This window comes from SAR202 cluster bacterium, from assembly GCA_009392515.1.
In the GTDB taxonomy this organism is placed as follows: Bacteria; Chloroflexota; Dehalococcoidia; order Lucifugimonadales; family UBA6952; genus UBA6952.
This window is the reverse complement of record VFGE01000026.1, coordinates 80,080-101,377: the sequence shown is the minus strand read 5'-3', so window position 1 is coordinate 101,377 and position 21,298 is coordinate 80,080. Positions and strand designations below refer to the sequence as shown.

The following is a 21,298-nucleotide window of genomic DNA, read 5'->3' as shown; positions in this document are numbered from 1 at the left end:
TTCTGCACACGTTGATAAACCATTTTTTGGACCATTGGTCGAATTTATAACCTCAGGACCAATTGTTGCAATTGCTTTGCAAGGTAAAGATTGCGTTGCAGTAGTAAGAAATACAATGGGATCAACAAACCCAGTTGATGCCAATCCAGGGACAATACGAGGTGATTTTGGTATTGATATAGGTAGAAACCTTATTCACGGGTCTGATTCAGTAGAATCTGCTCAAACTGAACTCGGAATATTTTTTGATAAATCAGAACTGCTTGAAGAGTACAAAGATATATCTTCATGGGTTATTGAATCTTAATGATTTGTTTTGCTGGAGGTTTTAGCCAAAGTGAGTCAAGATCGTAATATTTTCTGGTATCTGGAGAAAATAAATGCACAATAGTGTTACCAAAATCCATTAAAACCCACCCTGAATCTATTTGCCCTTCAATACGAAAGAGCTCTGCACCTTCTTGCTTAATCGATACTTTTAAATCATCTATTAATGCATTCATTAAACGTGAATTATCGACAGTAACAAAAACAAAAAAATCAGCAAATGTCCCTACAGCATTAATATCAATAAGTAATATATTCGTAGCCTGTTTGTCTGAAGCTATATCTACTGCTTTTTTGGCTATTTTTAAAATATTTTCATCCGGTTGTGTGATCATTATTTTTAGTTTTAAGTATTTTTATTTACACATATAGTATACACCTATATTTATAGTAGTACATATGCCTAATATTGATAGTGTGTTCTGACTATGTTAATCTGAATTGATGACAAATACTGAAAAAAAACAAAGGGTTGTAGTAGCAATGAGTGGAGGTGTTGATTCCTCTGTAGCTGCTGTCATTCTTAAAGAACAAGGGTATGAAGTTATAGGAATTACCATGCGATTATTTCCTACAACTGGTGATGATTCTCTTACAAAACAAAATCATGGTTGTTGTACATTAGAAGATGTCGAAGACGCCCGCGAAGTATGTTCCATACTTGGTGTTCCTCACTATCTTCTAAATTTTGAAAAAGAGTTCCAGCAATTTGTGATTGGTTATTTTGTTAAAGAATATGAAAAAGGGAAAACCCCTCATCCTTGCGTAGCTTGCAATGATAAAGTGAAATTTAATTTCCTAATGCAAAAAGCTATAGCATATGAAGCTGATTATATTGCTACAGGTCATTATGCTCAGATAAGTACAATAGATAACAAATTTGCCTTGTTGAAGGGTGTTGATGAAAGTAAAGATCAATCATATGTTTTACATACATTAAAACAAAACCAATTACAAAACTTACTATTACCAATTGGTGGATATTTAAAACCAGAAATTAGGAAAATTGCTACAGATTACAAATTACCGGTTGCAAACAAACCCGACAGTCAGGAAATTTGTTTTATACCATCAGGAAACTACCGAGATTTTATTGCGGATAAAGTTACAACAAAGCCCGGTATAATAAATGATGATAAAGGTAATTTAATCGGTTCACACGAAGGAATACATAATTTCACTGTTGGTCAAAGAAAAGGCTTAGGAATTTCTTCTTCCTCTCCATCTACAACCCCACTTTACGTCAACAGTATTGATTCTGAGAATGGTGTAATTACAGTAGGTCCAAAACATCAACTGTTGAATAAAGGTCTAGAAATTACAAATGTTAATTTTGTACGAACCCCTATAATTAAACCAACAAAAGTAACAGTAAAGGTTAGATATAAAGCACCTCAAGTTAATGCCACAATTACGCCTACTGAAACTGGTGCGAAAATAATTTTTGACGATTTACAAGGAGCAATTTCTCCAGGTCAAATTTGCGCAATATACACTAATCAAGAGCTTATTGGTGGTGGCATAATTACTAAACCAATCAAATCAAATTCTGATCAACTTTCTACAGTAAAACAACAAAGTTAATCTAAATGCCATCCTTAGATTTTGAATTAGATGTATTTAAACAAAATTATACGTTTATAGCAGGATTAGATGAAGTAGGTAGAGGAACTATTGCAGGCCCAGTAGTTTCAGGTGCGGTAGTATTAGATTTAAACAAACACCTCGAATTTTATGAAGAGATTAATGACAGTAAAAAATTAACCTCAAAAAAACGCAATTCACTGAGTATATTAATAAAAAGATTTGCCTTAACCTACGGAATTGGTATTTCATCAGCAAAAGAAATTGATCAAATAGGTATAGTTCCAGCAACAAAACTTTCTATGATAAGAGCAATAAACCACCTTGCTCCAAAACCAGAATACTTACTAATCGACAGTTTAGAAATACCAGAAATTGATATTGATCAGACTTCATTAATTAAAGGAGATAATATATCGCTATCTATTGCCGCAGCGTCCATAATTGCTAAGGTTGCAAGAGATAAAATGATGGAAAAATACGATAAATATTTCCCTAATTATACTTTTAAAAGCCATAAAGGTTATTATACGAAGTCACACGCAAGTGAACTAATAGAGAATGGTGTTACCAAAATCCACAGAAAAACTTTTGCACCTATTAAAGATTTTAATTAGTGATATAATGTACTCCTAATATAAATACGTAATTAATTATGCCTATTTACGAATATAGATGTTCCGACTGTAATAATATTCTTAGTATCTTGGTACGAGATGGCAAAATGCCAAATCTTGTATGTAGCAATACCTCGTGTGAAAGTAAAAACCTTAAGAGAATAATGTCATCATTTTCTCACAAATCAGCCTGGGACGCAGGTTTGAATTTACCCTCATTTGAAACATTGAGTGATCGAGACGATAATAATCCAGACAGCATTAATCAATGGGTTAAAGGAATGCGCAAAGATATGGGTGATAATTTCGGTAAAGAACTAGAACAATATGGTAAAACAATAAACAAACAGAGTTCTGAATAATTATAAATTAAGAGAACAATATGCCTATATATGAATATAAATGTATGGATTGTACAGCTATTACGAGTATTTTCACTCGTTCGATAAATAGTAAAATCACAGCAATATGTGAAAAATGCACTTCTAATAATTTAACAAGAATTTTAAGTAAATTCTCCGTTGCAAAAACTATTCAACAAATCCACGAAACCAATTCTTCTAGTTCTGGAAACTTTTATGATGACCCAAGGAATATTGGAAGAAATGTAGAAAAAAACTTCTCAGACTGGAACATGGAAATGCCTAGTTCAATAAGAGAATCTATCGATGCTGCAAGAGAAGGAACTTTACCCGAAGGATTAGATCTATGAAAGATTCAAACGTTACTAAAAGTTTAGTCAATAGAGTTAAAGGACTTTATGTTATTTTGGACCCTGAAATAATGAAAACCAGTTCAATTATCGAATTAGCAAAAGCAACCCTATCAGGAGGAACTACAGCTATCCAATTGAGGGATAAACAAAATGACAAAGGGATACAATTAAAAATCGCAATTGAATTAAGAAAACTTTGTGAAGAATATAATGCAGCATTAATAATAAATGACCATGCAGACTTGGCTGTAGCTTCAGATTCTCATGGGCTCCATATAGGTCAAAATGACTTACCATATTCATACTCTAAGAAAATACTACAACCTAATCAATTTATCGGTACCTCAAACAACAATATAGAAGAAAGTAAAATTTCGATAAAAGACGGCGCTGATTACATTGCAATTGGTGCAATGTTTACTACAGACTCAAAATCTAACACAAGGCCTTCTTCTCTAAGTTATCTAACTGAAATAAAACAACTATCCCCTTTACCACCAATTGTTGCAATTGGAGGAATTAATATAAATAATATCGATCTAGTACTGGAAGCTGGAGCTGACAGTATTTGTGTAATTAGTGCTGTAAGTTTGTCAGACGACCCAGAAAAATCAACTAAGATACTTGTCGACAAAATACACGGATTCAGTAATTAATAAATTAAACTAAGAGAAAGAACTATGAATAATATAATTAAATCAATCGAAACCAATATAGAATCTTCCAAGAAAGATCTTGAAAGTATCCATAGTAAGCGAGAAACAGTTTATCCACTTACACGGCAGATCATTCACTTATGTTCAGCCGCAATAAAAAATGCTCATCGAAAAGAGTTTAATGAAAGCTTAAAACTAGTTAGTGAAGCAAAAATACTTATTGATAAGATCAATAACGAAAGTATTGAAAACACACCAATAATGTCTTCAGGATACGTCCTAGATGCCCAAAAAGAATTTACTGAAGCTAATGTTGCTTTGGCTTTTCTAACGAATAAGGAAATTCCTACTGCTATTGAGTTGAGTGTACAAATATCCCCATATTTAAATGGTATAGCAGAAGCTGCTAGCGAACTACGAAGGACAATTCTGGATGCTTTGCGTTCTGACAATTTAGACTCATGTGAAACATGGATGGAATGCATGGATGAAACATATAGCATGCTTGCAGGAATAGATTATCCAGAAGCAGTTACTGGGGGATTACGCAGAACCGTAGATCAATTACGAGGAGTACTTGAAAGAACTCGTGGAGATCTCACAATGTCGTTACGACAAAAAGCACTGGAAAACAAGCTCGAAAATCTCCATCTATAAATTATGTATTTATATCTATTAATTAGTATCCTCTAGCATGAGTTTAGTAAAAAAGTATATGAATGAACTTAAAGCTTAATCATGAATGGATCCTGTTTTTATAGAATAATCCGATCCCAAAGGTATTATTTATAACAAAATTCATTAGATTTGATTAAATCTGTTGTTTAGCCTTGACATATATGTCTAAATTAACTACTATAGCTTTTTACCTAAAGAGCAATTCTTTAGATAGTTGTCTTTTGTTTTTTTAATAATAGAATCCGCCAGGTTCTCTTTAAACAGACTTTAGACTATTTACCTTAACAATTTGATAGTGAATGGAAGGTTTTTGAGCTGAGAGTTTGATCCTGGCTCAGGACGAACGCTGGCGGCGCGCTTAATGCATGCAAGTCGAACGGTGAACCCGACTTCGGTCGGTGGATCAGTGGCAGACGGCTGAGTAACACGTAAGTAACCAACCCTTGGGTGGGGAATAACATTGGGAAACCAATGCTAATACCGCATAGTCTTTGAAGTCAAATGATTTCAATGTAAAGGCTTCGGTCGCCCGAGGACGGGCTTGCGGCTTATCAGGTTGTTGGTGGGGTAATGGCCTACCAAGCCTACGACGGGTAACTGGTCTGAGAGGACGATCAGTCAGAGGGGGACTGCGACACGGCCCCCACTCCTACGGGAGGCAGCAGCAGGGAATCTTGCGCAATGGACGAAAGTCTGACGCAGCGACGCCGCGTGAAGGAAGAAGGCTCTAGGGTTGTAAACTTCTTTTCTGAGGGAAGAGTAAGGACGGTACCTCAGGAATAAGCCTCGGCTAACTACGTGCCAGCAGCCGCGGTAATACGTAGGAGGCAAGCGTTGTCCGGATTTATTGGGCGTAAAGGGCGTGCAGGTGGCATAGAAAGTTTTTGTTGAAATCTCCCGGCTTAACTGGGAGGGGTGCAAGAATACTTCTAAGCTAGAGGGCAGTAGAGGAAAGTGGAATTCATGGTGTAGTGGTGAAATGCGTAGATATCATGAGGAACACCAGTGGCGAAAGCGGCTTTCTGGGCTGCACCTGACACTGAGGCGCGAAAGCATGGGTAGCAAACCGGATTAGATACCCGGGTAGTCCATGCCATAAACGATGGATACTGAGTATGGGGGGTATCGACCCCTTCTGTGCTGAAGCTAACGCGTTAAGTATCCCGCCTGGGAACTACGGTCGCAAGACTAAAACTCAAAGGAATTGACGGGGCCCCGCACAAGCAGCGGAGCGTGTGGTTTAATTCGATGCTAAGCGAAGAACCTTACCAGGGTTTGACATACTAGTAGTACTGATCCGAAAGGTGATGGACCCCTCGGGGAGCTAGTACAGGTGCTGCATGGCTGTCGTCAGCTCGTGCCGTGAGGTGTTGGGTTAAGTCCCGCAACGAGCGCAACCCCTGTGGTTAGTTGTTTTCTCTAGTCAGACTGCCCCACAAAAAGGGGAGGAAGGTGGGGATGACGTCAAGTCAGCATGGCTCTTACACCCTGGGCTACACACACGCTACAATGGCCGGGACAACGGGTCGCCAAAGCGCAAGCTGGAGCTAATCCCTAAAAGCCGGTCTCAGTGGGGATTGCAGGCTGCAACCCGCCTGCATGAACGTGGAGCTGCTAGTAACCGCAGGTCAGAATACTGCGGTGAATACGTTCCCGGGGCTTGTACACACCGCCCGTCACGTCATGGAAGTCGACAACACTTGAAGTCAGTGAGCTAACCCTTTGGGGGGCAGCTGCCGAGGGTGGGGTTGGTGACTGGGACGAAGTCGTAACAAGGTAGCTGTACCGGAAGGTGCGGCTGGATCACCTCCTTTCTAGGGAGATTCCTTAAATGGATTCCTTAAGTCGACGTTTATTTTACTGATTTTCAGTATTTGGTTTACAACCTGGAACTAGATTAAAAAATAAACGCAGGTTAAAAAAAGAATTATATTTCAGGCCTTAAATGGTCTGAACCCTTCCCTTCACTATCAAATTGTTAAGGTTTTTGTTATAATCCCTAAACAATTATTAGTTATTATTTGATGCATCACTGTATCTATATACGCTAAAATTCTAAGGGAGGATATTAAAAATGTCAGTAAAACGCGTAAAATTTACATTCCCTACTAATTTAGTTACTGAACCTATTATATATAGCATTACTAAAAAATTTAACGTAATAACAAATATAAGAAGGGCTGATGTTCGACCAGAAATGGGTTGGGTTATTCTTGATATTGACGGTCCTGATAATGAAATAGCCAAATGCCTAGAATGGACAAAAACATCTGGAGTCACTGTAGATGACTTAAATGATGATGCAAATAATGAATCACTAGTAGAAGGATAAAATAAACGTAATTGGAGGGGAAATCGATGGGTATAAAAGTTAGAATCCCTGGCCCATTAAGGAAATTAACAAACGAATTAGATCAAGTAGAAGTAACTGCTGAAAATATTGGAGAGTTAATTGATTTGCTTGAAGAAGAATACAACGGAATGAAAGAAAGATTATGCGATGAAGATGGTGAATTAAGATATTTTGTTAATATTTATCTTAACGGGGAAGATATTCGATTTATAGAAGGAATGAAAACACCAACCCAATCTGGTGATGAGGTAAGTATCGTCCCTGCCGTTGCAGGTGGGAGATAAAAAGGAATATAGTATGAGCACAGAATCAGAAATATTGTTTAATAAATTTAAGGAATCAGGTTTTAAAATACTTGTGGACAAATTTTCAGATGAAATAATTTCTGCAAAAAAAATAGCTGAAACCCTAATAGATACTATTCCAAACACTCATCATATGTATGACGAACCATCAAATGTCTTTACTCCAAATAAAATAAATACATACAACAATGAATGATCTACACTGGTTAACAATCAAACAGGCATCTAAAGCAATTCAAGCTAAGGAATTATCTCCTGTAGAATACACACAAGCATTAATATCAAGAACTGAACAACTTGATCCTAAATTAAATGCATATATAAAATTCACACCTGAAAGAGCTATCTCAGATGCAAAAAGAGCAGAAGATCTAATATCTAAAAATAAATCTCTAGGAACTTTGACAGGTATACCTTATGGACTAAAAGATATTATTGACGTTGTCGGATTTGAAACAACAGCACATTCAAAAATACTAATTGATAATATGCCTCGGAAAAATGCATATGTGAGTGATAAATTAGATTCTTCTGGCGGTATTTTAATGGGGAAATTAGCTTTGCATGAATTTGCTATTGGGGGGCCTGCCTTTGATCTTCCATTTCCGCCTGCCAGAAACCCCTGGAATATCAACCATCACCCAGGAGGTTCATCGAGTGGCTCTGGTTCAGCTGTTGCAAGTGGAATGATACCTGCAGCATTAGGCACCGATACAGGGGGGTCCGTCAGAAATCCAGCTACTTCTTGTGGAATAGTAGGAATGAAAGCGACATATGGGAGAGTGAGTAAAGCAGGTGTAGTGCCATTAAGTTTCTCTCTTGACCACGTTGGCCCGATGACAAGAACTGTAGAAGATAATGCAATACTTTTGAATGCTATCGCAGGCTATGATAATAACGACCCCAGTACTGAAAAAAACCAAAAGCTTCCAGATTTTACAGAATTTCTACAAAAAGGAGTCAAGGGGTTACGCATAGGATTGATCCGCCATTTCTATACGACTGACTTAAAATCTGACGATGAAATGTGTAAAGCTATTGACAATGCAGCCGATACATTTAAAAAACTTGGTGCTATAGTAGAAGAAATTCATGTTTCACCGTTAAATCATTTTTCTTCTTGTAACTCGATAATAATGTACTGTGAAGCATTATCGATTCATAACAAATGGTACAAAGAACGCCCAGGTGATTACAGTAAGGCAACTCGTACAAGACTGATGCCAGGCCTTTTCATAAACGGGGAAGATTATGTTAGTGCACAGCGAACCCGTATAAAACTGGCTCAAGAAATCAATAGCCAATTTAAAAATTTCGATTTAATTATGACTGCTTCTAGTATGGAAGCAGCGTGTCGAATCGATGAACCTGAAACATTAGCTAGAACTTATCCAAGACAAGCCCGAACCGTTTTCAATATAACTGGACATCCTGCTTGTGCAATCCCTACAGGATTAGCAACAAACGGACTTCCATTAGGATTCCAAATTGCTGGACCTTATTTTGATGAATCTACGATTTATCAGGCTGCATGGGCATATGAGCAAGAAAATCCTTTCTACAAGAAACACCCTAATATTGAGTAATATTTCTACTCTCTAGCCATTGTTTTTTTTGGGCCATTCGTGCAATCTCATCTGTTGGGTGATAATTACTAAGAAATTCATTTTTAAAAGAATTAAATGTATTGTTTAAAATAGATTCACGTATATCACCCATAAGTTTTTTTAAAAAAAACAAATTATGAATCGTTGCTAACCGATAACCAAGAATTTCAGAAACTTTAAATAATTGATGTATATACCCAGTTGAATAATTTTGGCAACATTCGCAAATACAATCATCTTCTAACGGTATATCTAATAACTTATTCGCGGATTTTTTGATATTCTTTCGGCCCTTTTTAGTAAAAATGGCTCCATTTCTGGCAATTCTAGTAGGCAGTACGCAATCGAACATGTCTACACCCAAACTTACACAGGTTACTAAATCTTCCGGAGAGCCGACTCCCATTAAATATCTTGGTTTTTCTACAGGAAGATATTCATTGCATTCTTCAACTATTCTATACATTGTTGATTTATTTTCACCTACAGCTAATCCTCCAATAGAATAGCCTGGCAAGTCTAGTTCTGCCTCAAAAAGGCAGGACTCTTTGCGCAAATTAGAATATATCCCTCCTTGTACAATTCCAAACAACGCACTACTAGAACTATTATGTGATTTAACAGACCGTACTAACCAGTCATGGGTTCTTTGCATTGAGTTTCTTACTGATAATTCATCATCTTCAGAGTATATACAATGATCTAATGGCATAACAATATTTGATCCTATAATTTGTTGAATTTCCATTACTGATTCAGGTGTAAATAAATGTGCAGAACCATCGATATGAGATTTAAAAACAACTCCATCTTCACTAATTTTAGTATTTTTATTTAAGCTAAATACTTGATAACCACCACTATCAGTGAGAATAGATTTAGGCCATTTCATAAAATTATGCAGGCCTGCAAATTTTGAAAGTACATCAGTTCCAGGTGTTAAATATAAATGATAGGTATTACTTAAAATAATATCAAAATTGAGGTCAATTAAATCTTTTGAAGATAAAGTACGTACTGCTGATTTCGTAGCAACAGGCATAAATACAGGAGTTGTAATCGTATTACCATCGACCGTCAGCGTACCGGCTCTGGCATTTCCATAATTGCTATCAATATTAAATGAAAAAGACATAATCTAAATCTAACTTATCACGTGTCTCGATTCAAAGTTTTTGATCATTGATTCTTCAGACAAAGTCAAACCAATATCATCTAATCCTTCGATCAGGCAGTGTTTTTTAAAAGAATCAATTGTGAATTCAATTGTTAATTCTTCAGAATCGCTAATAACACCACTCTCAAGATCTACTGTTAATGAGTAGTCTGGATTTTTCGAAGATTTTTGGATAATCTTATCAATAATTTCTTGATCTAAAACTATCGGCAACATCCCATTCTGAAAGCAGTTATTTCTAAAAATATCAGCAAAACTCGGGGCTAAAATAGTTCTAAAGCCATAATCATTTAAAGCCCACGGTGCATGTTCTCGCGAAGATCCACTTCCAAAATTAGGCCCAGCAACCAAAATAGTTGCCCCAGTATAACGCTCATCATTTAAAATGAAATCTGGGTTTAAAGATCCATCTGGTAATTTTCGCCAAGCATCGAATAAATATTGACCGAATCCTGTTTTTTCCACTCGTTTTAAGTACTTTGCAGGTATAATTTGATCAGTATCCACATTAGCTCGATCTAAAGGAAGGACTTTTCCATTTGTTTTATTATATTTTTCCATGAATATATCCCTTTATTATTTTATTTAAAAGACCAGTCTCTAATATCAACAAAAGTGCCTTGAATTGCAGCTGCTGCTGCCATTTGTGGGCTTACTAAATGAGTAAGACCACCTGGTCCTTGCCTACCTTCAAAATTTCTATTTGAAGTAGAAGCGCATCTTTCTCCAGGAGATAAAATATCTGGATTCATTCCTAAACACATAGAGCAGCCCGCATCACGCCATTCAAATCCAGATTCTTTAAATATTCGATCTAATCCTTCTTTTTCAGCTTTCTCTTTAACTTTAAATGATCCAGGAACCACCATTGCACTAACTGTTTCACTTACAGTGTACCCTTTAACAACTTCTGCTGCTGCACGTAAGTCTTCAATACGGGAATTAGTACATGATCCAATAAACACCCTATCTAATGATATATCTGTTATTGGCGTACCAGCATCTAGTTGCATATATTGCAAAGCTTTTTGCCCTGCTAATTGTTGACTCTCTAATTCAAAAGAATCAGGATCAGGTACAGAGTCTGTAACTTTTGCAACCATCCCTGGGTTAGTACCCCAAGTTACAAAAGGAGCTAAATCTTCAGCATTGATTATAACTACTTTATCATATTCAGCATCAGGATCACTTTTGTATTGATCCCATTTTTCAATAGCTTTATCAAAGTTTCTTCCTTTAGGACAGTGAGGCCGTCCTTTTAAATATTCATAAGTAGTTTCGTCCGGGGCAATCATTCCTGCTCGACCTCCAGCTTCAATTGACATGTTACAAACAGTCATTCTGCCTTCCATCGATAAAGAACGAATTGCCTCACCTGTATACTCAATAACATGCCCTACAGCACCATCGACGCCTATTTGACCTATTACACCCAAGATTATATCTTTAGCAGTAACCCCAAAAGGCAATGTGCCATCTACTCTAACTTCCATTGTTTTGGGTTTGCTTTGACGTAAACATTGTGTGGCTAGTACATGTTCTACTTCAGAAGTTCCGATACCAAAGGCTAGTGCCCCAAAAGCTCCATGAGTAGATGTGTGAGAGTCACCGCAAACAATTGTTTTGCCTGGTTGAGTATATCCTTGTTCTGGCCCAATCACATGAACAATACCTTGCCCGGCACTATTCATTCCATAATAGGTAATACCAAATTCTTTAACATTTCTATCTAAATACTCAATTTGTGTTCTTGAAATTTGGTCTGCTATCGGTAAGTGTCTATCTTTGGTAGGTACGTTATGATCTACTGTAGCAATAGTAAGTTCTGGTCTTCTAACTTTTCGATTGTTCTCTCGAAGACCATCAAATGCTTGTGGTGATGTCACTTCATGAATTAAATGTAAATCAATATACAACAATGACGGTTTATCTATATCTTGAACAACCACATGTTCATCCCAAATTTTATCAAATAGCGTTTTCCCCATGATTCCCTCTCTTAAATTATCGAAAATACAAAGAATTCTTTCTAGTTAGTAACACCAATACTTAATAGTCGATTAAGAGCGTTCATATAAGCTTTAGCAGAAGCAACAATTATATCAGTATCTGCACCTCTACCGACGTATTCTGCCTCTTGACTAACAATTCTAATAACTACTTCACCCACAGCATCAATACCTTCAGTAACAGATTTGACACTAAATTCAGTTAGTTCATTATCTACATTTATAACTCTATTTATAGCTTGATAAACAGCATCTACAGGGCCAGTTCCTGTTGCAGCATCAGTTTTAGAAGCTCCGTCAGGGCCAGTAACTGTAATTGTTGCTGTCGGGATACCTTGATCGCCGCATGTAACTTGAATTTGATCTAAGGTAAAAGTTTCATCAAAACTTCTTCTTTGATCCTTCATTAATGCTTCTAAATCTCTATCAGTTACTTCTCTTTTTTTGTCAGCTAGCAACTTAAACTCTTCAAATAATCTATTTAATTCTGCATCAGATGGTTCGTAGCCTAATTCATTTAATCTAGATTTTAAACCATGTCTACCACTGAGTTTACCTAAAACTAATTCACTACTTGGCCACCCTACCATTTGAGGGTCCATGATTTCATAAGTAGTTCGATCTTTGAGTAATCCATCTTGGTGTATTCCTGATGCATGTCGAAATGCATTTCCACCCGTTACTGCTTTATTAGGCTGAATAGCGAATCCAGTTATATCGCTAACTAATCTACTAGACCTATATATCTGTGTTGGATCTATATTAAGTTCGACTTGATAATAATCTTTACGAGTATGGAGAGCCATAATAACTTCTTCAAGTGCAGCATTCCCTGCTCTTTCCCCAATACCGTTAATGCATCCTTCAACTTGACGAGCACCTACTTTTACAGCAGCTAAACTATTAGCCACAGCCATACCTAAATCATTATGGCAATGCACACTAATTCTTGCCTTGTCTATATTGGGAACTTTTTCTTGTATGTCTACAAGTAATCTTGCAAATTCTCTTGGATCTGCATAACCAACTGTATCTGGAATATTTAAAGTAGTTGCGCCTGCATTTATGCATGCTTCAAGCATCCCAAATAAATACTCTGGGTCAGTTCGAGTAGCATCCATAGGAGAAAATTCCACGTCGTCGCAATACCCTTTAGCACGAGCGACATTATCTACTGCCATTGCCAAAACTTCCTCACGATTCTTTTTTAGTTGGTGGGCAATATGAATGTCAGAGCTTGACAAAAATATATGAATTCTTGGATGAGCTGCACCTTTAATTGCTTCCCATGTCCTATCAACAGCTTTATTATTTGCATGAGATAAAGCAGCTATAATAGGTCGTCTTATTTCATCTGCAATCTTCTTTACTGCTGCAAAGTCCCCAGGAGAACTCATGGGGAAACCAGCTTCGATAATATCTACACCCAGTCGGTCAAGTTGTTGTGCAACTTCAAACTTTTCATCAATTGTCATTGCTGCACCAGCTGCTTGTTCACCGTCACGAAGTGTTGTATCTAGTATTAGCACTTTATCTGTCATAATATCTCCCCTGTTCTACCTTGCCTAATTAAATTAAACGGTATCCTTTAGCCATGGCATCATACCCCTTAGATCTTTACCTATCGATTCAATAGGATGGCTTGCATTTTCTTTTCTTGTTCGATGAAAGGTTGGTCTACCTTCGTCATTTTCAGTAATCCATTCTCTAGCAAACGTCCCATTTTGGATTTCTTCCATAACTTTTTTCATATTTTCTTTAACAGATTCATCAACTACTCTTGGGCCTCTTGTAAGACCACCATATTCAGCTGTATCACTTACTGAATACCACATATATTCCATACCGCCTTCATAAAGTAGATCTACTATTAATTTCAATTCATGCATAACTTCAAAATATGCTGATTCGGGTTGATATCCAGCCTCAACCATAGTTTCATATGCAGATTGAACTAATGAGGTAACTCCACCGCATAAAACAGCTTGTTCCCCAAATAAGTCAGTCTCTGTTTCTTCTTTGAAAGTAGTTTCTAAAACCCCTGCTCTCATAGAACCAATAGCCTGTGCATACGCAAGAGCTATATTTTTAGCATTACCAGTATAGTCTTGATGTACAGCAATAAGAGAAGGCACACCATTTCCTTGTTGAAAAACTGCCCTAACTCGATGCCCTGGAGCTTTAGGGGCTATCATCCAAACGTCAATGTTTGAATTAGGAACTATTGTTTGATAATGAATAGTAAAGCCATGAGCAAAAGCAATACTTTTACCTGAAGTTAGCTTTGGTTCTACTTCATTTTTGAAAACCTCTGCTTGGCTTGTATCAGGTAAGAGCATCATTATAATATCAGCATTTTCTGTAGCTTCAGAGGTAGTCATAACCTCAAACCCATCATCTTCAGCTTTTGACCAACTTGAACTTCCTTCATACAACCCAATAATAACTTTTACACCATTGTCTTTCATGTTTAAAGCATGAGCATGTCCTTGGCTACCATACCCAATTATTGCAACAGTTTTATCTGCAATATATGAACTATCCGCATCTTTATCGTAATATACCTTTGCCGCCATCTAATACACCTCTAATTCTATTTTATAAATTTTGATCATAATCTTTTGGACGAATATTAACTCTTGAAGCACCAGAAACATTGTTATCTATTTGAGCAGTTACAGTAGTGCCTCTCGACATGGCAACTGCCCCTGTACGCATAACTTCTCTGACTCCAAATGGTTGTAATAAAATAATAAACCTATTTATCTTAGATTGGTCTCCGGTAATTTCAATTACAACCGTTTCTGCACCAACGTCAACAATTTTCGACCTAAATATTTCACTTATCTGTATGATTTCAGATCTGTTCTGATTAGTTGAAGAAACCTTAACGAGAGCCATTTCTCGCACAATAGAATTATCTTCGTCTAAATCCGTAACACGAACTACATCAACAAGTTTATATAATTGTTTTGTAACCTGTTCAACAATTGCATCATCTCCTTGAACAACAAAGGTCATACGAGCTAACTCTTCAGATTCACTTTGTCCTACTGACAAACTAGAAATATTAAACCCCCTACGTCTAAACATACCTGAGATTCGATTGAGAACACCGGGTTGATGTAAAACTAATGCAACTAAAGTATGCTCACCTATCGCCACGTTGGTTCCTCCGTAGGTTCTTCTACGATTTCTTGAACGCTCTCCCCGGGTGGAATCATGGGGTATACATTTTCTTCATGATCAACCATAAAGTCTATTAATACAGGTCCATCATGTTTCATTGCATCAGTTATAGCGTTATCAACTTCAGATTTTTCTGTCACTCTAAAAGAATGTATTCCATACGCTTCTGCTAATTTAACAAAATCAGGATTGCCGGAATATTCAGTTGCTGTAAAAGTATCTTCGTAAAATAAATGTTGCCATTGTCTAACCATTCCTAGAAAATGGTTATTCATGATCGCAAATTTAATTGGTAATTTATTTTCAACAATAGTCGCAAGGTCACTTAAAGTCATTTGAAACCCACCGTCTCCACAAATAGACCATACTACGGAGTCAGGTTTTCCAACCTGAGCCCCCATTGCTGCAGGGACTTCAAACCCCATAGTTCCAAGTCCGCCTGAGGTTACCCATGAATTTGGTTGTGAAAAAGTATAATATTGAGCTGTCCACATTTGATGTTGGCCAACTCCTGTTACAACTACTGCGCCACCTTGAGTTATGTCTGATATTTTCTTGATTATATATTGCTGTGTTAGGTTTTCTTTTTCTTTTAATCGAAGAGAAGGATGGTTAATTCTCATTTCTTCAATATGTTGTACCCATTCTTCATGGTTATTTTGCTTAACCTGTGGAATAAGTGTCTGTAAAACATTTTTCACATCGCCGACTAATGGAACTTGTGTTCTAACATTTTGTCCTATTACAGAAGGATCTATATCTATATGTATGATCTTTGCATTAGGAGCAAAGGAAGTAAGTTTACCTGTAACACGATCATCAAACCTGGCTCCTAAACTAACTATTAAATCAGCCTGATCTAAAGCCATACTAGCATAGGCAACACCATGCATTCCAGGCATACCTAAACTAAGGACGTGAGTTTCAGGAAAAGAACTAATACCTAGCAAAGTTGTAATAACAGGTATTTGAGCTCGTTCTGCTAAATCTTTAACTTCATCAAATGCTCGTGATAAAACTGCGCCATGTCCAGATAAAATAACTGGTTTTTTTGCTGAATTAATCAAGGACGCAGCTTTTTTTATTTGAGACATATTTCCTTCAAGAGTAGGGTTATAACCAGGAATTTCAACAGTTTCTGGATATATAAATTCTGCCTCTTCAGTAAATAAATCTTTAGGTATATCAACTAAAACAGGACCTGGACGTCCAGATTTAGCTAAATAAAATGCTTCTTTTATGACACGAGGTATATCATTTATATCCATAACTAAATAATTGTGTTTAGTTACTGGTAGCGTTACTCCTGTAATATCACATTCCTGAAAAGCATCTTTACCTATAGCTCCTCTAGATACTTGGCCTGTTATTGCTACTACAGCAGTAGAATCCATTTGAGCAGTAGCTAATCCAGTTACCAAATTGGTTGCTCCAGGGCCTGAGGTCGCCATAGCAACCCCTACTTTCCCAGTTACTCTATAATACCCATCTGCAGCCATCGCTGCACCTTGCTCGTGCCGAACAAGTATGTGTTTTAATTGCGGGTACTGATGAAAAGTTTGATACAAAGGCAATATTGCACCGCCTGGTATGCCAAACATAGTATCAACACCCTCTCGGATTAGGCTCTCGCATACCATCTGAGCGCCTGTAAGCTTCATAATACCTCCAAAAAATTATCTTTAAAATAAAAAATCCCGCCCCTTATAAGGGACGAGACAAATATTCCCGCGTTACCACCCTATTTCCTACTTCATTGAAATAGACTCTTTATGAGCAATCTTCAGGAGCTCACCCCCAACTCTAATATGTTATCGTTTCAAGTTGGCCGCTCATGGACGAGTTCGGGAGGATTTGCTACTGACTTACAGCTACCGTCAGCTCTCTATTTAGCCTTAATCTCCCTACTACTTCCAATCATAGCAGTGAAAAAAAAATAATAACACTGACTAGGTTCACTGTCAAGTTTGTTAGGTTTATTCTTGAAGGTAATTGTAGCAGAAGTTTATATTTGTTATAGTTTGGCATTATACTATTATTTTGGATGTGAATTATGCGTATTGGTGTAGTTGGATGTACACATGAATTAGGAGATGGAAAAGGACAACCGATTGAGGTATTACAAATCTTATCAACAGTTGATTTAATTCTTCATTGTGGAGATTTGGAAACATTAGGAATTTTGGACCATTTAGAAACTATTGCACCAGTAAAGGCTGTGAGAGGATATGGGGATCCACATGAAATCGGAGAAAGGTTAGCTGAACAAACAAGAGTAATAAAAGTCGATGATATACGTATAGGAATGATACATGATATAAATTGGCCAGGGCCATCCGTAGTTTTTTCAGACACCCTCGAATTTAGAAATACTACTTCAATAGATTCTTTACTTGAACAAAAATTTGGAGAAACTGTAGATGTTGTTTGTTTTAGTGATACTCACGAAGAGTATATTGGATGGTATCAAGGTAAATTGTTTGTTAACCCTGGCAGTACGGCGCATCCAGGTATACGACACAAAAAACATGATCTAGGCACTTTAGCCATTTTGGATATAAAAGAGAATGTAGTATCTGCTGAAATAGTTTATCTCAAATATATAAATCAATACAAAAGGGTATAAATGCCCCCAGCGGGATTCGAACCCGCGATCTCAGCCTTGAAAGGGCTGTGTCCTGGGCCTCTAGACGATAGGGGCATGGATCATATCTTACAGCCTTAAAAAAGGCTGTGCAAATGTTAAGGGAATATTGCTATATTTTGAAGGCCTGTATCTTCAGGCAAATCAAACATAATATTCATATTCTGAATAGCTTGGCCAGCGGCACCTTTGACAAGATTGTCTATGACACTGATTACAACTACTCTACCGGTATGTTTATCAAAAGTCGGATAAATTATACAATCATTATTTCCAAGGGTTTGCTTTGTTTGAGGAGATTTTTTTGCTACTTTGACAAATTTGGAATTATTATAGAATTCTTTATATATTTCAGAAATCAAATCTGGATCATTCTCAATAGAATCCAAGAAACTTGGATTTGGATTAAGATATAAAGTACTCAATATACCTCTTGTCATAGGAATTAAGTGGGGGACAAAAGTTATCCTAGAAGACTGGTTGAAATTATTTCTTTGATAAAACCCATTTACTTCCTGCACTATTTCTGGCAGATGACGATGCCCATCTAAACCATAAGCATTTACACTTTCGTTTACTTCTGAAAAATGAGTACCCAAACTTAGAGTTCTGCCTGCGCCTGAAACACCAGATTTACTATCTATAATAATATTCGTATCGACCATGTCCCCATATATTAAAGGAGCTAGTCCCAATAAAGCACTTGTTGGATAGCAACCCGGGTTAGCTATTAGGTTTGCTCCTTTTATTTGATTATTATTTATTTCAGACAAACCATAAACCGAGTTAGTTAATGACTCCGGTGATGGATGATTTTCGCCATACCATTGTTTGTATATATCTGAATCTTTTAGCCTAAAGTCAGCACTGAAATCTATTACTCTAACACCTTGGTTAATTAGTGGCATGCAAGCTTGAGCGCTAGCAACTTGTGGTAAGGCTGAAAAGACAACATCAACACTACCACTTAGTTCATCTTGGAGAGTCATATCCATAAAATCTAATTGCGGAAAAACGTCAGAAATATGCTCACCTGCAAGCGATCTTCCTGTAATAGAAACTATTTCGGCTTCTGGATGATTAGCTAGTAATCTCGCTAATTCAACTCCACCATACCCTGTTATATTTAATATTCCAATTTTCATTATACTTAAACTCAAACTAAAATTAAAAAAGGATTATACCTTAGCAAATAACTAAACACAATGAAGTGTTATAATATAACTAGTTTAACACAAAGCATAATTGATAAGGGAGTAAGTTGTGAAAAATTACTGGTTAATTAAATCAGAACCAAATGAATACTCATTTGAGGATTTGGAAAATGAACCCAATCAAACAGCTGAATGGGATGGTGTAAGAAATTATCAAGCACGAAATAATATGCAAAAAATGCAATTAGGTGATGAACTGTTGTTCTATTATTCAAATTCAAAACCAAGAATAATTGTAGGAATTGTTACTGTAGCAAAAGAGGCTTACCCAGACCATACAGCATGGGATCAAAATGATATACACTTTGATGTAAAAAGCTCACCCGATAATCCTCGCTGGTACATGGTTGATATTCAAGTTAAAGAAAAATTCACTACTCCTATACATGTTGAAGAACTAAAACAAATTCCAGAATTAGAAAATATGGTACTTTTTAAAAACCAAAGATTATCAGTACAACCAGTCACAAAAGAAGAATGGGATATTATCATTAGTTTCAAATCTTAATTAAAGTAAAAATATATTATGAATAAAAAAGACAGAGTAGTTTTCATTTCTAATTATCTCGACAAATTATATCCTAAAACCCCTATTCCATTATCACACTCGAATAAATATGAGCTACTTATTGCAGTTTTATTAAGTGCCCAATGCACAGACGAAAGAGTAAATCAAGTTACTCCTATACTTTTTTCCAAAGCTAATACCCCCGATGCTATGATAAATATAAGTGTTGAGGAGATATATCGCATCATACGACCATGTGGATTAGCTCCTAAAAAGTCCAAAGCTATATGGGATCTTTCTTTTATCTTAGTCGAAAAATACAATAGTAAAGTCCCTGAAAGTTTTGAAGACTTAGAATCATTGCCAGGTGTTGGACATAAGACAGCCAGCGTTATTATGTCCCAAGGTTTTGGGCACCCCGCTTTTCCTATTGATACTCATATTCATAGACTTGCTCAAAGATGGGGATTAACAAATGGTAAAAACGTATTACAAACTGAAAAAGATTTAAAATTATTATTTCCAAAAGATTCATGGAACAAATTGCATCTACAAATTATTTATTATGGGCGGGAGTATTGCACTGCTCGCGGTTGTAAAGGTAATACTTGCATAATATGTAAAACATGTTACCCAAATAGAAAGTCCTTTGTAAACATAAAATAATATATACAATTACATATCAAATGTATTCAATTAGCTATTATCATATTGCAACAAGGGTTTTGTACTGTTTAGTATATATATCAACTTCAATGTATTTGTAGAATTACCTAAAAATTATATATATAAAATAATGTCACTTGATGAAACTCTATTAAAACTAAATACTCTCAAAGACTCTTTACAAGAATTTGATCAAAATGATTTATCAGAACTTTCAGGAATTAACCCAATAGAAATGGATAAATTCCAGAAATGGTGGGAATCTTTGAATGAGTTGCATAAATTAAACCTCATTCAGAAAATTAATCAAATCGCAGAAGAAAATTTTGAGTTGGAATTCTATGAAATACTCTATTTTACTTTAAGCGACAAAAACCCAAATATTAGAAAAGAATCTCTTAATGGTTTATGGGAATGTGAAGACTATCGTATCGGTGATGCAGCATCCAAAATTTTATTAGAAGACAAAGAAGAATCAGTCAGGGTCGAGGCATCTAAATTACTCAGAAATTTTTGCTACCTAATAAAAAACGGAAAAATATCAGGTCGTATTTCCGAAAAGATCATAAATTCTATAAATTTTGTTTTGGCTAATATCAGTATGGACTCAGAATTATGGAGAAGAACTCTGGAATCCACCGCTTGTTTTAACACCCAATCAATAAATCATTATATCAAAAAAGCCTATAACTCCCAGAATATAATGCTTACCTCTAGTGCAGTATATGCTATGGGAGAAACTGATAATGTTGACTGGCTAAATACTGTGATCACTGAAACCTATAATGACTCACCTGAAATCCGATATGAATCAGCTATAGCATTAGGTAAATTAGGTAATGAAGCAGTATTACCAAACATAAAAGAATTATTAAATGATGAAGATATCCAAGTGCAAAATTGTGCTATCGAATCATTAGGTATAATTGGAGGGCCTATTGCAAAAAAAATGCTTTTAAGCCTACCAAACGACATGCCAGAAATTCAAGAGTCTTTAGAATTAGCATTAGAAAACCTTGAATCATAAATACATTATTTTTAATATACTA

The 21,298-nt window shown here is 36.2% G+C and carries 24 protein-coding genes, 1 tRNA gene and 1 rRNA gene; 16 read left to right on the top strand and 10 right to left on the bottom strand.

Translation table 11 applies throughout. The annotated features are described in order from the left end of the window. The coding region (locus FI695_03610) for a nucleoside-diphosphate kinase (protein ID MQG51046.1) at nt 1–307 on the top strand (307 nt) is incomplete at its 5' end. On the opposite strand, the gene rsfS is transcribed toward FI695_03610, so the two are convergent. Further along, nucleotides 294–662 (bottom strand): ribosome silencing factor, encoded by a 369-nt coding sequence (rsfS, locus tag FI695_03605; GenBank protein MQG51045.1) that lies wholly within the window; start codon nt 660–662, stop codon nt 294–296. The genes FI695_03610 and rsfS overlap by 14 nt on opposite strands. A 106-nt stretch (nt 663–768) precedes the next feature. Here rsfS and mnmA point away from each other — a divergent pair, with 106 nt between their 5' ends. The 11 genes from mnmA to FI695_03550 all read left to right on the top strand — a co-directional run bounded on the left by mnmA (nt 769) and on the right by FI695_03550 (nt 8,821). Beyond that, a complete protein-coding gene (gene mnmA / locus FI695_03600; protein ID MQG51044.1) occupies nt 769–1,911 on the top strand; it encodes a tRNA 2-thiouridine(34) synthase MnmA in 1,143 nt (380 codons plus the stop codon). A gap of 5 nt (nt 1,912–1,916) precedes the next feature. After that, the gene (locus FI695_03595) at nt 1,917–2,528 is read left to right on the top strand and encodes a ribonuclease HII (protein MQG51043.1); all 612 of its coding nucleotides are present in this window, start codon (nt 1,917–1,919) and stop codon (nt 2,526–2,528) included. 38 nt (nt 2,529–2,566) lie between these two features. Further along, the gene (locus tag FI695_03590; protein ID MQG51042.1) at nt 2,567–2,890 is read left to right on the top strand and encodes a zinc ribbon domain-containing protein; all 324 of its coding nucleotides are present in this window, start codon (nt 2,567–2,569) and stop codon (nt 2,888–2,890) included. Nucleotides 2,891–2,910: 20 nt separating this feature from the next. Further along, nucleotides 2,911–3,240 (top strand): hypothetical protein, encoded by a 330-nt coding sequence (locus tag FI695_03585; GenBank protein MQG51041.1) that lies wholly within the window; start codon nt 2,911–2,913, stop codon nt 3,238–3,240. Further along, nucleotides 3,237–3,899, top strand: a complete 663-nt coding sequence (gene thiE / locus FI695_03580; GenBank protein MQG51040.1) for a thiamine phosphate synthase — start codon at nt 3,237–3,239, stop codon at nt 3,897–3,899. The genes FI695_03585 and thiE overlap by 4 nt, the downstream gene beginning before the upstream one ends. A 24-nt stretch (nt 3,900–3,923) precedes the next feature. Beyond that, nucleotides 3,924–4,556, top strand: coding sequence for a haloacid dehalogenase (locus FI695_03575; protein ID MQG51039.1), 633 nt, complete (start codon nt 3,924–3,926; stop codon nt 4,554–4,556). 337 nt (nt 4,557–4,893) lie between these two features. Continuing rightward, nucleotides 4,894–6,393, top strand: a 16S ribosomal RNA gene (locus FI695_03570). A 258-nt stretch (nt 6,394–6,651) separates the two neighbouring features. Beyond that, nucleotides 6,652–6,909, top strand: coding sequence for a FeS-binding protein (locus FI695_03565; protein ID MQG51038.1), 258 nt, complete (start codon nt 6,652–6,654; stop codon nt 6,907–6,909). Nucleotides 6,910–6,935: 26 nt separating this feature from the next. Then, entirely contained in the window at nt 6,936–7,214 is a 279-nt protein-coding gene (locus FI695_03560; GenBank protein ID MQG51037.1) for a MoaD/ThiS family protein, read from the top strand. 13 nt (nt 7,215–7,227) lie between these two features. Next, entirely contained in the window at nt 7,228–7,431 is a 204-nt protein-coding gene (locus tag FI695_03555) for a hypothetical protein (GenBank protein MQG51036.1), read from the top strand. Then, nucleotides 7,424–8,821 (top strand): amidase, encoded by a 1,398-nt coding sequence (locus tag FI695_03550; GenBank protein ID MQG51035.1) that lies wholly within the window; start codon nt 7,424–7,426, stop codon nt 8,819–8,821. Before FI695_03555 ends, FI695_03550 begins: the two co-directional genes overlap by 8 nt. On the opposite strand, the gene tgt is transcribed toward FI695_03550, so the two are convergent. The 7 genes from tgt to ilvB are packed head-to-tail and all read right to left on the bottom strand — an operon-like array spanning nt 8,808 to nt 16,878. Then, nucleotides 8,808–9,977, bottom strand: a complete 1,170-nt coding sequence (gene tgt / locus FI695_03545) for a tRNA guanosine(34) transglycosylase Tgt (protein MQG51034.1) — start codon at nt 9,975–9,977, stop codon at nt 8,808–8,810. The genes FI695_03550 and tgt overlap by 14 nt on opposite strands. Nucleotides 9,978–9,986: 9 nt before the next feature. Beyond that, nucleotides 9,987–10,580, bottom strand: a complete 594-nt coding sequence (gene leuD, locus FI695_03540; protein MQG51033.1) for a 3-isopropylmalate dehydratase small subunit — start codon at nt 10,578–10,580, stop codon at nt 9,987–9,989. 20 nt (nt 10,581–10,600) lie between these two features. Further along, entirely contained in the window at nt 10,601–12,007 is a 1,407-nt protein-coding gene (gene leuC, locus FI695_03535; GenBank protein MQG51032.1) for a 3-isopropylmalate dehydratase large subunit, read from the bottom strand. 41 nt (nt 12,008–12,048) lie between these two features. Continuing rightward, nucleotides 12,049–13,569, bottom strand: a complete 1,521-nt coding sequence (locus FI695_03530; protein ID MQG51031.1) for a 2-isopropylmalate synthase — start codon at nt 13,567–13,569, stop codon at nt 12,049–12,051. Nucleotides 13,570–13,602: 33 nt separating this feature from the next. Then, the gene (ilvC, locus tag FI695_03525; GenBank protein ID MQG51030.1) at nt 13,603–14,604 is read right to left on the bottom strand and encodes a ketol-acid reductoisomerase; all 1,002 of its coding nucleotides are present in this window, start codon (nt 14,602–14,604) and stop codon (nt 13,603–13,605) included. Between the two features lie 22 nt (nt 14,605–14,626). Beyond that, nucleotides 14,627–15,193, bottom strand: coding sequence for an acetolactate synthase small subunit (ilvN, locus tag FI695_03520; GenBank protein MQG51029.1), 567 nt, complete (start codon nt 15,191–15,193; stop codon nt 14,627–14,629). Further along, nucleotides 15,184–16,878 (bottom strand): biosynthetic-type acetolactate synthase large subunit, encoded by a 1,695-nt coding sequence (gene ilvB / locus FI695_03515; protein MQG51028.1) that lies wholly within the window; start codon nt 16,876–16,878, stop codon nt 15,184–15,186. Before ilvB ends, ilvN begins: the two co-directional genes overlap by 10 nt. Nucleotides 16,879–17,270: 392 nt before the next feature. On the opposite strand from ilvB, the gene FI695_03510 reads away from it, so the two are divergent. Next, nucleotides 17,271–17,843, top strand: coding sequence for a metallophosphoesterase family protein (locus FI695_03510; protein MQG51027.1), 573 nt, complete (start codon nt 17,271–17,273; stop codon nt 17,841–17,843). A gap of 1 nt (nt 17,844) precedes the next feature. Here FI695_03510 and FI695_03505 read toward each other — a convergent pair. Together FI695_03505 and FI695_03500 are read right to left on the bottom strand one after the other, a co-directional pair. Then, nucleotides 17,845–17,918: transfer RNA gene (locus FI695_03505), tRNA-Glu, on the bottom strand. 41 nt (nt 17,919–17,959) lie between these two features. Beyond that, nucleotides 17,960–19,006 (bottom strand): N-acetyl-gamma-glutamyl-phosphate reductase, encoded by a 1,047-nt coding sequence (locus FI695_03500; protein ID MQG51026.1) that lies wholly within the window; start codon nt 19,004–19,006, stop codon nt 17,960–17,962. 118 nt (nt 19,007–19,124) lie between these two features. On the opposite strand from FI695_03500, the gene FI695_03495 reads away from it, so the two are divergent. From FI695_03495 to FI695_03485, 3 genes are all read left to right on the top strand, one after another. Next, complete coding sequence (locus tag FI695_03495) at nt 19,125–19,583, top strand: EVE domain-containing protein (GenBank protein ID MQG51025.1); 459 nt, start codon at nt 19,125–19,127, stop codon at nt 19,581–19,583. Between the two features lie 18 nt (nt 19,584–19,601). After that, nucleotides 19,602–20,249, top strand: a complete 648-nt coding sequence (nth, locus tag FI695_03490) for an endonuclease III (GenBank protein ID MQG51024.1) — start codon at nt 19,602–19,604, stop codon at nt 20,247–20,249. Nucleotides 20,250–20,379: 130 nt separating this feature from the next. Further along, nucleotides 20,380–21,276: a hypothetical protein gene (locus FI695_03485; GenBank protein ID MQG51023.1), complete on the top strand. Its 897-nt coding sequence runs from the start codon at nt 20,380–20,382 to the stop codon at nt 21,274–21,276. The last annotated feature ends 22 nt before the right edge of the window (nt 21,277–21,298 follow it).

Bases quoted from the DNA above. Each gene is read 5' to 3' on its own strand.
- ilvB (MQG51028.1), bottom strand. From the start codon at position 16,878: ATGAAGCTTACAGGCGCTCAGATGGTATGCGAGAGCCTAATCCGAGAG.
- FI695_03510 (MQG51027.1), top strand. From the start codon at position 17,271: ATGCGTATTGGTGTAGTTGGATGTACACATGAATTAGGAGATGGAAAA.
- ilvC (MQG51030.1), bottom strand. From the start codon at position 14,604: ATGGCGGCAAAGGTATATTACGATAAAGATGCGGATAGTTCATATATT.
- FI695_03555 (MQG51036.1), top strand. From the start codon at position 7,228: ATGAGCACAGAATCAGAAATATTGTTTAATAAATTTAAGGAATCAGGT.
- tgt (MQG51034.1), bottom strand. From the start codon at position 9,977: ATGTCTTTTTCATTTAATATTGATAGCAATTATGGAAATGCCAGAGCC.
- FI695_03585 (MQG51041.1), top strand. From the start codon at position 2,911: ATGCCTATATATGAATATAAATGTATGGATTGTACAGCTATTACGAGT.
- FI695_03595 (MQG51043.1), top strand. From the start codon at position 1,917: ATGCCATCCTTAGATTTTGAATTAGATGTATTTAAACAAAATTATACG.
- FI695_03560 (MQG51037.1), top strand. From the start codon at position 6,936: ATGGGTATAAAAGTTAGAATCCCTGGCCCATTAAGGAAATTAACAAAC.
- leuC (MQG51032.1), bottom strand. From the start codon at position 12,007: ATGGGGAAAACGCTATTTGATAAAATTTGGGATGAACATGTGGTTGTT.
- FI695_03485 (MQG51023.1), top strand. From the start codon at position 20,380: ATGTCACTTGATGAAACTCTATTAAAACTAAATACTCTCAAAGACTCT.
- FI695_03575 (MQG51039.1), top strand. From the start codon at position 3,924: ATGAATAATATAATTAAATCAATCGAAACCAATATAGAATCTTCCAAG.
- rsfS (MQG51045.1), bottom strand. From the start codon at position 662: ATGATCACACAACCGGATGAAAATATTTTAAAAATAGCCAAAAAAGCA.
- FI695_03590 (MQG51042.1), top strand. From the start codon at position 2,567: ATGCCTATTTACGAATATAGATGTTCCGACTGTAATAATATTCTTAGT.
- FI695_03565 (MQG51038.1), top strand. From the start codon at position 6,652: ATGTCAGTAAAACGCGTAAAATTTACATTCCCTACTAATTTAGTTACT.
- FI695_03530 (MQG51031.1), bottom strand. From the start codon at position 13,569: ATGACAGATAAAGTGCTAATACTAGATACAACACTTCGTGACGGTGAA.
- thiE (MQG51040.1), top strand. From the start codon at position 3,237: ATGAAAGATTCAAACGTTACTAAAAGTTTAGTCAATAGAGTTAAAGGA.
- FI695_03500 (MQG51026.1), bottom strand. From the start codon at position 19,006: ATGAAAATTGGAATATTAAATATAACAGGGTATGGTGGAGTTGAATTA.
- FI695_03550 (MQG51035.1), top strand. From the start codon at position 7,424: ATGAATGATCTACACTGGTTAACAATCAAACAGGCATCTAAAGCAATT.
- nth (MQG51024.1), top strand. From the start codon at position 19,602: ATGAATAAAAAAGACAGAGTAGTTTTCATTTCTAATTATCTCGACAAA.
- leuD (MQG51033.1), bottom strand. From the start codon at position 10,580: ATGGAAAAATATAATAAAACAAATGGAAAAGTCCTTCCTTTAGATCGA.